The following is an 11,467-nucleotide window of genomic DNA, read 5'->3' as shown; positions in this document are numbered from 1 at the left end:
CCCTCCGGCGACCGGGCGCGCTTGTTTCGCGCGACCGATTCACGCCTGCGGTGCTCGGCTCCGCCTGCGCCCTCCGGCGATCGGGCGCGCTCACGCCACCCTGTGCAGCAGCGGCTCGCCGGCGGCGAGGCGACGGACATTCTCCGCCGCGATGGCGAAGGAGCGGTCGAAGGTGCCCGTCGTCAGCCAGCCGACATGCGGCGTGACCACGACGTTCGGCAGGCCGAACAGCGGGTCGCGCGGATCCGCCGGCTCATGCGCGAAGACATCGAGCCCCGCCGCCGCGAGATGCCCCGACCGCAGCGCCGCCGTCAGCGCCGCCTGGTCCACCAGCCCGCCGCGCGCGGTGTTCACCAGCACCGCGCCCTTCTTCATGCGCGCGATCGCCCGCGCATCGATCAGCCCGCGCGTCTCCGGCGTCTCCGGGATATGCAGCGAGACGACGTCGCTCTCCGCCAGCAGCGCGTCGAGGTCGCGGAAATGCCACTCCGCCTCCGGCTTCGGCGCACGCGCGGTGTAGAGCAGCCGGCACCCCATCGCCGCCAGCACGGGGGCGAGCAGGGCAGGGATGGCGCCATAGCCGACCAGCCCGACCGTGCGGCCGCCGAGTTCGAACAACCCGTCCTGCACCGCCGGCGGCTGCGCCCAGCCCCGGCCGGCGCGGGTCTCGGCGTCGAAATGCGAAACGCGGCGCAGCGCGCCCAGCATCAGCAGCAGCGTCAGTTCCGCCACCGCGCGGGAATTGGTGCCGGGCAGGTTGCACACCGCGATGCCGCGCGCACGCGCCGCATCGAGGTCGATGGTGTTCACCCCGACGCCGATCTTCTGGATCAGCCGCAACCGCGGCGCGGCGGCGATATGCGCGGCGGTGAGGGGCTTGAGCACATGCCAGAGCACTTCCGTCTCGGGCAGGGCGGCGGCGAGGCCCGCCTGGTCCGCTTCGGCGCAGAAACGGAGGTCGAGGCCGGGCAAGGCCCGCAGGCGCGCCTCAAGGCCGGGGCCGGCGGCGTAGTGGAGCAGGACCCTCATCGGACGGACGGGAGGGGCGCCGCCCCTCCCGGACCCACCCCGCCAAAGGCCGAAAGGCCTTTGGAAACCGGGACTTGATGTAGCGCCGGCGAGCAGGGTGTAGGAGAATCGCCAAGGATCGCACTGCGCCCATGCGATCGCGCCGATCCGCCGAATGGCCCGAATCGAGGGGGAGTTGCTTCCTCAAGTTCCCCCACCGGGGGGCGCGGTCGCCTGGACCCGCGATGACCCGAAGTGATGGTTTCCAAAGGCCTTTCGGCCTTTGGCGGGGTGAGTTTGAGAGGGGCGGCGCCCCTCTCAACGCGTCGATCCGCCGATCTTCCGCAGCCTGTCAAAGAGACAGGATCTCCGGAACGGCCAAAGCCATGAGGTGTCCTCATCGGCGGCACCGACCCAGCACCGCCCCGCCGGCAAACCGAGCCCGCGCGCCGAGCCCTTCCTCGATCCGCAGCGCCTCGTTCCACTTCGCCATGCGCTCGGACCGCGCGAAGGACCCGACCTTCAACTGCCCCACGCCCCAGCCGAGCGCGAGGTGCACGATCGTCACATCCTCCGTCTCGCCCGACCGTGCGCTGACGATGCCGGCATAGCCGACCTCCTTCGCAGCTTCCCACGCCGCGCGCGTTTCGGTCAGCGTGCCGCGCTGGTTCGGCTTGATCAGCACCGTGTTCGCGGCGCCGGCCTTCGCCGCCGCGCGCACGCGCGCGGCATCCGTCACCAGGAAATCGTCGCCCACCACCTGCACGCGATCGCCGACTTCGCGCGTGAAGGCCGCGAAGCCCTCGGCATCGTCCTCCGCCAAGGGGTCCTCGATCGAGGCGATGGGATAGGCCGCAAGCCAGCCGAGCAGCATGCGGATCATGCCGTCGGTATCCAGTTCCCGCCCTTCCAGCCCGAGCCGGTACTTCCCGCCCCTGCCGAAATCCGTCGCCGCGATGTCGAGCGCGATCGCCACCTGCTTCCCCGGCACGAAGCCGGCGCGCTCGATCGCCTTCACCAGCGTCTCCAGCGCCTGCTCGTTGGCCGTGAAGGCGGGCCACCAGCCGCCCTCGTCGGCGACGCCCTGCAGCAGGCCGCGCTCCTTCATGATGGCGCCGGCGGCGCGGTACACTTCCGCCGTCCAGTCGAGCGCCTCGGCGAAGCTCGTCGCCGCCGGGCAGATCACCAGGAAGTCCTGGATGTCCACGCGCCGCCCCGCATGCGCGCCGCCGCCGAGGATCTGGATCTGCGGCAGCGGCAAGAGCGTCGCGTCATCGCCGCCGAGATGTTTCCACAGCAGCATGCCATGCGCATGCGCCGCGGCATGCGCCGCCGCCATCGACACCGCGAGCGTCGCGTTCGCGCCCAGTCGCGACTTGTTCGGCGTGCCGTCCAGCGCGATCAGCTTCGCATCCAGCGCCGCCTGGTCCGCCGCATCCATGCCGGCGAGCGCCGGCGCGATCTCCTCGTTCACCGAGGCGACCGCGCCCTTCACGTCGTAGCCGCCGAAGGCGGTGCCGCCGTCGCGGCGGTCGAGCGCCTCGCCGCTGCCGGTGCTGGCCCCGGCCGGCGCGATCGCCAACCCGCGCGCGCCGCCGGCGAGCCGCACTTCCGCCTCCACCGTCGGTCGGCCGCGGCTGTCCCAGACGCGGCGGCCGCGGATGGAGCTGATCGTGGTTCCGGTCATGCGCCGATCTCTTCCTCCCAGGCGGTGCGCACCGTGCGCAGCCGGGTGGGCGGCGCCAGCAGCAGCGCGCGCGCCACGCGGCGCACGCGGTTCTTGTCCGTCTCCCCGGTCAGGTACTCGACCGGGCTCTTGCCGTCCACGCGCGCGAGGAACAGGCCGGGCAACAGGCTCGCCGCGCGCGCCTCCAGCGTCGCCGGCGCCTCCCACCCCACGCCGGCGAGATACGCCGTCGCCAGTGCGTCGAAGCAGCCGAGGAAGCCCTGCGCCGCACGCGGCGTCCACAGGCATTTCAGCAGCAGGTGGTTGAGGCAGAAGGCGAGGTCGAAGGCCGGGTCGCCCCACCAGGCGCATTCCGCATCGAGGAACACCGGCCCCTTCGGCCCGACCAGGATGTTCTTCGGGCTGACGTCGCCATGCACCAGCGTCCGCTTCGTCGCCGCCGTGCGCGCCGCGAGCGCGACGAGTGGCGCGGCGAGGTCCGGATGGGCCCGCGACGCCGCGACCAGGTAGGGCTCGATCCGTATGGCGTAGAAGAGCTCGTCCGTCGGGAAATCGGATGCGATCTCCGGCCGCAGCGCCACCTGCGCCTGGATGCGCGCGAGGCGCCGGCCGACCTCGGCGGCGAAGCCGGTGTCCGCCTCGCCGTCGCGCAGGCGCGCCTTCCATACCGGATAGGCCTCGGGCGCGAGCCATTCCATCGCCAGCGTGCCGGTCGCCTCGTCCTGGCCGAGCAGGGCGGGGGCGGCGCCCGGCGCGACCTGCGCGGCGCGGGCGAGCCAGCGCGCCTCGTAGCGGTTGCGCACCACCGGCGCCTGCCAGTCGGCGGCCACCTTCAGCTTCGGCAGGGCGCGCTTGACGCAGATCTCCCGCCCGTCCGGCAGCGCGACGCGCCAGATGTCCGAGGACACGCCGCCGGCGAGCGGGATGCCGCGCGCCGCCGCGCCCGGGGCGAGCAGGCCCATCGCGTGCAGGCCTTGCTGCATCTCTCTCGGGACGGTTTCCATTCCTGGCCGGCATGGTAGCGCAGCGCGTCCGGAAGGCCAGATGGCGCCGGACGGCTCCTTTTTGCCGGGGCGTGGCCTGCCGCGGCTAGCCTCATCGCAACGCGGGCACTAGCCTTGCGCCACTGGGAGAAGAACCGGTCACGTTCCAACGAGGAGGCCGCATGTCCGTCAGCCGTCGATCGACCTTTGCCCTTGCCGCTGCCGCCATCGCGGCACCGAGGCTCGCCGCCGCGCAGGGCGCCAACGTCCTGCGCTTCATTCCGCAGATCGACCTTGCGTTTCTCGATCCGCACTTCACCCCGGCCTATGTCACCCGCGGCCACGGGCACATGGTGTTCGACATGCTCTACGGGTCGGATGCGAATTTCCAGCCGCATCCGCAGATGGTCGCCGGCCACACCATCGGGAACGACGGCAAGCTGTGGAACCTCACGCTGCGCCCGGGGCTGATGTGGCATGACGGCGAACGCGTGCTGGCGCGGGACTGCGTCGCCTCGATCCGCCGCTGGGCGAAGCGCGACGCGCTGGGCGGCGCGCTGATGGAGCGCACCGACGAACTCAGCGCCCCGGACGACCGCACCATCCGCTTCGTGCTCAAGCGGCCATTTCCGCTGCTGCCGGCGGCCCTGGGCAAGGTTACCTCGCCGATGCCGGCGATGATGCCGGAGCGGCTGGCCAACACCGACCCCTTCACCCAGATCACCGAGATGGTCGGATCCGGCCCGTTCCGCTTCGTCGCGAGCGAGCGCGTTCCGGGATCGCGCAATGTCTACGCGAAGTTCGACGGCTACGTCCCGCGCGAGGACGGGCCGATGGAATGGAATGCCGGCCCGAAGCGGGTGTTCTTCGACCGGGTCGAATGGACCACCATCCCCGATGCCGCCACCAAGGTCGCCGCGCTCGCCCGGGGCGAGCAGGATTGGTGGGAGAACCCGACCCATGACCTGCTGCCGTTGCTGCGGCGCAACCGGCAGATCACGGTCGTCCTGAACAACCCGACCGGCTCGGTCGACATGATGCGGCCGAACCATCTGCAGCCGCCCTTCAACAATCCCGCGATCCGCCGGGCCATGCTGCACGCCTTCAGCCAGACGGACTTCATGCAGGCGATCGTCGGCGACGACCCGACCATGTTCCACGTGCCGCACGGCGTCTTCTGCCCCAATACGCCAATGGCGAGCGAGGCCGGGCTGGAACCGCTCAAGGGCCCGCGCGATTTCGACAAGGTCAAGGAGATGCTGAAGCAGGCGGGCTACGCGAACGAGAAGGTGACGCTGCTCGCCGCCACCGACTACGCGCAGTTCAAGGCGATCGGCGAGGTGATGGCCGATGTGATGGGCCGCATCGGCATGAATGTGGACTATGTCGCCACCGACTGGGGCACCATGCTGTCGCGGCGCAACAATCGCGGGCCGGTCGACCAGGGCGGCTGGTCCTGCCTCAATACCGGCTGGGAGGGGGTGGACCACATGGACCCCGCCAACCACTACGCGATCCGCGGCAATGGGGACCAGCGCTCCGCCTGGCCCGGCTGGTGCACCAGCCCGAGGCTCGAGGAACTGCGCGAAGCCTGGTTCGAGGCGCCGAACCTCGCCGCGCAGCAGGAAGTGTGCCGCCAGATGCAGATCCAGTGCATGGTGGATGTCCCCTCCATCCCCCTCGGCCAGTATTTCCAGCCGACCGCCTTCCGCAGCAACGTGACGGGCGTGCAGAAGGGCTTCCCGACCTTCTGGAACGTCCGCAAGAGCTGAGGTGGGACGGCGCGCCGGCCCCGCGGGACCGGCGCGCCATGCGCCCGCCGCCGGATCGTGCTAGGAAGCAACCCAACCTTTCCGACGCGGAGCGCCGACGGACACAGCATGGCCAAGGACGACTGGGACGTTCCCGAACACCTCCAGCCCGACCCCACCGATTTCTCCTTCGACCTCGACGCGGCGCTGGGCCGCGTGGTCGGGCTTCGCTCCCAGGTGCCGGCCGATGCCTACACCGCGCGCGTGCTCGGCACCGATCGGGAAGGCAGCGGCGTCGTCATCCGTGACGGGCTCGTATTGACTGTCGGCTACCTGGTGACCGAGGCGGAGAGCATCTGGATCACCGCCGCCGATGGCCGCGCCGTGCCCGGCCATACCCTCGCCGTGGACCAGGAGACCGGATTCGGCCTGGTGCAGGCGCTGGGCAAGCTCGGCATCGCGCCGATGGAACTCGGCGACAGCGAGGCCTTGCGCATCGGCGCGCCGGTGGTGCTCGCCGCCGCCGGCGGGCGGCCGCATGCGGTCTCCGCCAAGCTGGTCGCGCGCCAGCCCTTCGCCGGCTACTGGGAATACCTGCTGGAGGACGCGCTGTTCACCGCGCCGGCGCATCCTTCCTGGGGCGGGGCCGGGCTGATCGGGCCGGACGGCAAGCTGATGGGCATCGGCTCCCTCATCCTGCAGCAGGGCGAGGAGGGGCGTCGGCTCGACCTCAACATGGTGGTGCCGGTGCACCGGCTCTCGCCGATCCTCAACGACCTGCTGACCCTCGGGCGGGTGAACCGGCCGGCGCGGCCCTGGCTCGGCCTCTACGCCACCGAGGACGAGGAGGGGGTGGCGGTGGCTTCCCTCGCGCCCGGCGGGCCGGCGGAGAATTCCGGCGTGCGCAGCGGCGACCGGGTGCTCTCGGTCGGCGGCGCGGCGGTGACCGACCTTGCGGAGCTGTGGCGCGCGGTGTGGTCCGCGGGCGATGCCGGGGCGACGGTGAAGCTGAAGCTCGGCCGGGCGCGGGGGTCGCGCGACGTCAGCGTCGTCTCCTCCGACCGTTCGAGCTTTCTCAAGCATCCGCGCCTGCACTGAGGGGAACCGCGTGACCGGGACGCCGCGCATGATCGTCGTGCCGCCCGGCCAGGGCGAGCAGCATTGGCAGCCCCAGCCGGCCAATGGCTGGATCGAGGTGCTGACCTCCCCGCGGATGGCCGGTGCGCCGGCGGGGGTCTCGGCCGGCCTCCAGGAACTGCCGCCGCTCGGCAAGATCCGCGAGCACGCGCATCCGGCGCAGACCGAGATCTTCTGGGTGGTGTCCGGGCAATGCCTGGCGCGGCTGGATGGCGTCGTGCGGCGCATCGCCGCCGGCACCTTCATGGTGGCGCCGGCGCATGTGCGGCACGGCTTCATCAACGACGGCGCCGAGCCCTTCCGCATGCTGTGGATGCTGGTCCCGGCCGGGCTCGAGGATTTCTTCATCGCCGTCGGCCGGCCGAAAGGGCCCGGCCTGCCCGATCCGACCCCCTATCCGCGCCCGGCGGAAACGGGGTCGATCGAACTCGCGACGGTGTTCGAGACGCTGGACCCGCCGCCCGCGCCCCCCTGGGACACGGCGCCGATCACCGACCCCGCCGTGCTGGAGCCGCTCCGCCGCGCTGCCGTGTGACCGCACCCCCGCTTGCCGGGGCGCCCGGTTCGGGCCGAGACTGCATGCCGTCAGGGAAGGCGGGGCCGAACCCGCCGCCTGCGGAGGGAACGACATGACCCGTGGCATCACGCGCCGGACGGCGCTGACGGCTGGCGCCGGCCTGCTTGCGGCACCCCCCATCGTGCGGGAGGCGAATGCGCAGTCCCGCTTCGACTGGAAGCGCTTCGCGGGCGAGCGGATCGAGGTCAGCCTGACCGCCAATCCGCGCAGCCAGATCCTGATCCAGAACCAGCGCGAATTCGAGGAGCTGACCGGCATCCGCGTCGGCTCCGAGCAGATCCCCGAGCAGCAGCACCGGCAGAAATTCGTCATCGAGTTCGCCTCGGGCCGGCCGTCCTTCGACGTCATCAGCATCAGCCTGCACGTCAACAAGCGGCAGGTCGGCCGCGCGCGCTGGACGACCGACATCAGGGCGCTGATGGCCGATGCCTCCATCACCGATCCGGAGTTCGACTTCGCGGATTTCGGCGCCGGCGCCGTCGCCTATTCCACCCAGGCGGACGGGCGGATGGACACGCTGCCCGAGTTCACCGACTACTTCATCCTCTACTACAACAAGGAATTGCTGGAGGCGAAGAACATCCGCCCCCCGCAGACCTTCGACGAGATGTACGACAGCGCGATGCGGCTGAACGATCCGTCGCGCCAGATCTTCGGCAATGTCGGGCGCGGCCTGCGCAACGCCAATGTGGTGCTGTGGTCCTCCTTCCTGCTGGGCACGCAGCAGCGCGACTGCCTGGATGACCAGCGCCGGCTGATCACCGACACGCCGGACGCGATCTGGGCCGGCGAGTTCTACAAGAAGCTGCTGCGCGACTGCTCGCCGCCGGGCGTCTCCGGCTTCAACTGGAACGAGAGCCAGACCACCTTCATGCAGGGCCGCGCCGCCTTCTGGCTGGACGGTGTGGGTTTCGCGACGCCGCTCGAGGACCGCGCGCGGTCGCGCGTCGCCGGCAAGGTGGGCTATGCGGTGGTGCCGCGGGGCCCCGCCCATCATCACTGTGCCATGTTCGGCACCGCGCTCGGCATCTCCGAGGCCAGCCGCAAGAAGGGCGCGGCCTGGCTCTACACGCAATGGGCGGTGAACAAGACCAACCAGCTCCGCTTCCTGACCTCGGGCGCGGGGGCGCCGGCGCGCACCTCACCCTACCGGAACGAGGAGGCGATCCGCAACAGCCGCTTCTCGCGCGAGTACTTCGCCACGCTGATCGAGAGCGCGCGCATCAGCCGCCCCGGCCTGCCGGAGATCGTGCCCGTCACCGAGTTCCGCGACACCATCGGCGCGGCGCTGACCAGCACGATCGGCGGCGCCGACGTGGCGACCGAGCTGAAGCGCGCGACGGAGGCCTTCCGCCCGGTGCTCGAAGCCTCCGAGCGCGCGGCCTGAGGGCATGGACAGCGCGGCGAGCCTCGCGGGCACGGCGGCGGCGGGTGCGATCCCGCGCCGCCGGCGCAACTACGCCCGGCAATACTGGTGGTTCGTCGTGCCCTGCGGCGCGGTGGTGATCGCCACCATCATCTTCCCCTGGGTGTTCACGCTGTACATGTCGGTGCACGAGTGGAAGCTCGGCGGCGGGCGGTCCTGGGTGGGTTTCGCCAACTACGCCAAGCTGGTGGAGGATGAGCGCTTCCTGCTCTCGATCCTGCGCACGCTGTACTTCACCGCCCTGTCGGTGCTGATCCCGATGGTGCTGGGGCTGCTGGCGGCGCTGGCCTTCCACCGGAAGTTCCCGCTGCGCGGGCTGGCGCGCACCGTCTTCATCCTGCCGATGATGGCGACCCCCGTCGCCGTCGCGCTGGTCTGGACGATGATGTTCCACCCGCAGCTCGGCGTGCTGAACTGGCTGCTGCAGCAGGTGGGCATCCCGCCCAGCATGTGGGTCTATGCCGCGGACACCGTGATCCCGACCCTGGTGATGGTCGAGGTCTGGCACTGGACGCCGCTGGTGATGCTGATCCTGCTCGGCGGCCTGGCCTCGCTGCCGATCGATCCCTACGAGGCGGCGAAGATCGACGGCGCGACCCCGTTGCAGGCCTTCTGGCACATCACCCTGCCGCTGCTGGCACCCTTCCTGGTGGTGGCGCTGATCATCCGCACCATCGACGCGCTGAAGGCCTTCGACACCATCTACGTCATCACCCAGGGCGGGCCTGGCACGGCGAGCGAGACCATCAACATCTTCCTCTACCTGCAGGCCTTCGCTTACTACAACCTCGGCTACGCCAGCGCCGTGGTGGTCGTGTTCTTCGCCATCATCATCGCGCTGGCCATGGTGCTGCTGTGGACCCGCGCGCGGGTGAAGGACGCGTGATGCGGAAGCTCAGGCGCATCGCCGGCAATATCGGCTTCGGCTTCGGCGTGCTGATGCTGGTCTCGCCGGCCATCCTGGTGTTCCTGTGGATGCTGTCGCTGTCGCTCAAGACCGAGCTCGACAACACCGACTATCCGCCGGTCTTCATCCCGAACCCGCCGGTGGCCGACAATTTCCTCGCGGTGTTCGAGCGCAACGACTTCCTGACCTATGCGATCAACTCCGTCATCGTGTCGTTCAGCGCGACCGGGCTCGCCATCCTGTTCGGCGTGCCGGCGGGCTACGGCATCGCGAAGATGAAGGCGACCAAGGCGGCGGTGGTGATCCTGATCGCCCGCATCACGCCCGGCCTGTCCTACCTGATCCCGCTGTTCCTGCTGTTCCAGTGGATCGGGCTGACGGGGACGCTGGCGCCGATCGTCGTCACCCACCTGGTCATCACCGTGCCCATCGTGGTCTGGATCATGATGGGCTTCTTCGAGGGGCTGCCGGCGGAGCTCGAGGAAGCGGCGCTGGTCGATGGCGCCACCATCTGGCAGGCCTTCCGCCACGTGGCGATGCCGCTGGCGCGGCCGGGCATCACGGTGGCGACCATCCTCGCCTTCATCTTCTCCTGGAACAACTTCATCTTCGCCATGGTGCTGGCGGGGCGGGAGACGCGGACGCTGCCCGTCGCGGTCAACAACATGCTGACCTTCGAGCAGATCTCCTGGGGGCCGCTGTCGGCCGCCGCCCTGCTGGTGACGGCGCCGGTGCTGCTGCTGACGCTGCTGGCGCAGAGGCAGATCGTCGCCGGGCTGACCGCCGGGGGCGTGAAGGGCGGCTGATCGCCGCTGGCAATTCCTGCGTGAAGGCTTATCTTGGATCCATCAAGGAGACGCGTCATGAGCCTGCGCCGCATCCCGCCCGCCGTCCGTTTCATGATCATGCACGGCCTGGTCGGCTTCGGCCTGTCGGCGGCCTTCGTCGCCGCGGTGCTCTGGGCCGATCCGGGCGGGGTCGGGTCGCTGATCCTGCGGGTCGGCGGCGCGCCGGTCGTCGCCATGCTGTGGTTCTTCACCGGCCTGACCTTCGGCTCGGTGCAGATCGGCACGGCGGTGATGCTGCAGGACGGGAACGACCGTCCCGGCGGCGGGCGCCGGCTGCGGCTGCCGGCCGCGCCCGTGCCGGTGCGTGTCGAAGCCCGCGCGCGGCGCTGATCAGGCCTCGGCGAGCCCCCATTTCCGCGCCAATTCGGCGAAGAAGCCGCTCTCCTGGCGCAGCGCGACCCAGGTGTCGAGGAAGCGCAGCCAGGCCGCATCGCCCTGCTGCGCCAGGAAGGCCATCGGGATCGGGTTGCGCGGCGCGTCGCGGAACAGCGCGACCAGGTCAGGGTATTCGCGCGTGAGGTACGCGGCCTCGATCACGCTGGTCATGGCGGCATCGACGCGGCCGCCGAGCAGTTCCTGCCAGTCCCGCGCCGGGCTTTCCACCCGGCGCAGCGCGGCGTTGGGCAGCGCCTGCTGGACGAACTGCTCCATGGTGGTGCCGAGCGTGGCGGCGATGGTCACGTCACGGGCGTTCAGCGCCTCCCAGTTCGGGAATTTCGCGGCGTCCCGCCGGCGCACCAGCGGGATGAAGCCGGTGCGCCCCCAGGGCAGGGTGAAGGCCGCCGCCATGGCGCGGGCGACCGAGACGGAGGTGCCGGTCATCACCACGTCGAACTGGTCGGCCTGCAGCCCGTTGATCAGCGTGCGCCAGTCGGTCGCGACGAACTCCGCGCGCAGGTTCATGTCGCGCGCAAGCTGCTGGGCGCAGTCGATCTGATGGCCGCGATACTCGCGGGAAGCCGGGTCGCGGAAGGACATCGGGTTGAAGTCGCCGGTGGTCCCGACGCGGATGCGCCCCGCCGCCTGCACCGCGGCCAGGCGGCCGCCGCCCTGAACCTGCGCCTGGGCCGGGATGGCGAGGCCGCCGGCGGCGAGGGCGGCGGCGGGCAGGGTGCGGCGGTGCATGGGCGTCCTCCGGAGGTT

11 protein-coding genes are annotated in these 11,467 nt (G+C 70.7%); 7 read left to right on the top strand and 4 right to left on the bottom strand.

The genetic code is table 11. The features are described from left to right. Positions 1-90: 90 nt before the first annotated feature. From GXW74_RS02310 to GXW74_RS02300, 3 genes are all read right to left on the bottom strand, one after another. Positions 91-1,029, bottom strand: coding sequence for a 2-hydroxyacid dehydrogenase (locus tag GXW74_RS02310; RefSeq protein ID WP_211844646.1), 939 nt, complete (start codon positions 1,027-1,029; stop codon positions 91-93). A gap of 376 nt (positions 1,030-1,405) precedes the next feature. Next, positions 1,406-2,695, bottom strand: coding sequence for a phosphopyruvate hydratase (gene eno, locus GXW74_RS02305; RefSeq protein ID WP_211844645.1), 1,290 nt, complete (start codon positions 2,693-2,695; stop codon positions 1,406-1,408). Then, complete coding sequence (locus GXW74_RS02300) at positions 2,692-3,678, bottom strand: phosphotransferase family protein (RefSeq protein ID WP_211844644.1); 987 nt, start codon at positions 3,676-3,678, stop codon at positions 2,692-2,694. The genes eno and GXW74_RS02300 overlap by 4 nt, the downstream gene beginning before the upstream one ends. A 182-nt stretch (positions 3,679-3,860) precedes the next feature. Between GXW74_RS02300 and GXW74_RS02295 the strand changes: the two genes are divergently transcribed. The 7 genes from GXW74_RS02295 to GXW74_RS02265 all read left to right on the top strand — a co-directional run bounded on the left by GXW74_RS02295 (position 3,861) and on the right by GXW74_RS02265 (position 10,654). Next, positions 3,861-5,450, top strand: coding sequence for an ABC transporter substrate-binding protein (locus GXW74_RS02295; RefSeq protein ID WP_211844643.1), 1,590 nt, complete (start codon positions 3,861-3,863; stop codon positions 5,448-5,450). A 108-nt stretch (positions 5,451-5,558) separates the two neighbouring features. Then, the gene (locus GXW74_RS02290) at positions 5,559-6,527 is read left to right on the top strand and encodes a S1C family serine protease (RefSeq protein ID WP_211844642.1); all 969 of its coding nucleotides are present in this window, start codon (positions 5,559-5,561) and stop codon (positions 6,525-6,527) included. Positions 6,528-6,537: 10 nt separating this feature from the next. After that, positions 6,538-7,101, top strand: a complete 564-nt coding sequence (locus GXW74_RS02285; RefSeq protein WP_211844641.1) for a cupin domain-containing protein — start codon at positions 6,538-6,540, stop codon at positions 7,099-7,101. A 94-nt stretch (positions 7,102-7,195) separates the two neighbouring features. Continuing rightward, positions 7,196-8,530: an extracellular solute-binding protein gene (locus tag GXW74_RS02280; protein WP_211844640.1), complete on the top strand. Its 1,335-nt coding sequence runs from the start codon at positions 7,196-7,198 to the stop codon at positions 8,528-8,530. A 4-nt stretch (positions 8,531-8,534) separates the two neighbouring features. Then, complete coding sequence (locus GXW74_RS02275; protein ID WP_211844639.1) at positions 8,535-9,455, top strand: carbohydrate ABC transporter permease; 921 nt, start codon at positions 8,535-8,537, stop codon at positions 9,453-9,455. Further along, on the top strand, positions 9,455-10,282 hold the full coding sequence (locus GXW74_RS02270; RefSeq protein ID WP_211844638.1) for a carbohydrate ABC transporter permease: 828 nt from the start codon (positions 9,455-9,457) through the stop codon (positions 10,280-10,282). The genes GXW74_RS02275 and GXW74_RS02270 overlap by 1 nt, the downstream gene beginning before the upstream one ends. A gap of 57 nt (positions 10,283-10,339) precedes the next feature. Beyond that, positions 10,340-10,654 carry a hypothetical protein gene (locus tag GXW74_RS02265; protein WP_211844637.1) on the top strand — a complete coding sequence of 105 codons (315 nt, stop codon included), beginning with the start codon at positions 10,340-10,342 and terminating at the stop codon, positions 10,652-10,654. Here GXW74_RS02265 and GXW74_RS02260 read toward each other — a convergent pair whose 3' ends face one another. Beyond that, positions 10,655-11,449: a transporter substrate-binding domain-containing protein gene (locus GXW74_RS02260; RefSeq protein WP_211844636.1), complete on the bottom strand. Its 795-nt coding sequence runs from the start codon at positions 11,447-11,449 to the stop codon at positions 10,655-10,657. Between the last annotated feature and the right edge of the window lie 18 nt (positions 11,450-11,467).

This window comes from Neoroseomonas eburnea (assembly GCF_018129005.1).
Classification (GTDB): domain Bacteria; phylum Pseudomonadota; class Alphaproteobacteria; order Acetobacterales; family Acetobacteraceae; genus Neoroseomonas; species Neoroseomonas eburnea.
Note: the sequence above shows the minus strand (reverse complement) of the source record. Positions and strands in the feature narration are given on the sequence as shown.

What these genes read in the sequence shown, in the direction of transcription:
- GXW74_RS02310 (WP_211844646.1), bottom strand. Translation starts at nt 1,029, where the DNA reads ATGAGGGTCCTGCTCCACTACGCCGCCGGCCCCGGCCTTGAGGCGCGC.
- eno (WP_211844645.1), bottom strand. Translation starts at nt 2,695, where the DNA reads ATGACCGGAACCACGATCAGCTCCATCCGCGGCCGCCGCGTCTGGGAC.
- GXW74_RS02300 (WP_211844644.1), bottom strand. Translation starts at nt 3,678, where the DNA reads ATGCAGCAAGGCCTGCACGCGATGGGCCTGCTCGCCCCGGGCGCGGCG.
- GXW74_RS02295 (WP_211844643.1), top strand. Translation starts at nt 3,861, where the DNA reads ATGTCCGTCAGCCGTCGATCGACCTTTGCCCTTGCCGCTGCCGCCATC.
- GXW74_RS02290 (WP_211844642.1), top strand. Translation starts at nt 5,559, where the DNA reads ATGGCCAAGGACGACTGGGACGTTCCCGAACACCTCCAGCCCGACCCC.
- GXW74_RS02280 (WP_211844640.1), top strand. Translation starts at nt 7,196, where the DNA reads ATGACCCGTGGCATCACGCGCCGGACGGCGCTGACGGCTGGCGCCGGC.
- GXW74_RS02275 (WP_211844639.1), top strand. Translation starts at nt 8,535, where the DNA reads ATGGACAGCGCGGCGAGCCTCGCGGGCACGGCGGCGGCGGGTGCGATC.
- GXW74_RS02270 (WP_211844638.1), top strand. Translation starts at nt 9,455, where the DNA reads ATGCGGAAGCTCAGGCGCATCGCCGGCAATATCGGCTTCGGCTTCGGC.
- GXW74_RS02265 (WP_211844637.1), top strand. Translation starts at nt 10,340, where the DNA reads ATGAGCCTGCGCCGCATCCCGCCCGCCGTCCGTTTCATGATCATGCAC.
- GXW74_RS02260 (WP_211844636.1), bottom strand. Translation starts at nt 11,449, where the DNA reads ATGCACCGCCGCACCCTGCCCGCCGCCGCCCTCGCCGCCGGCGGCCTC.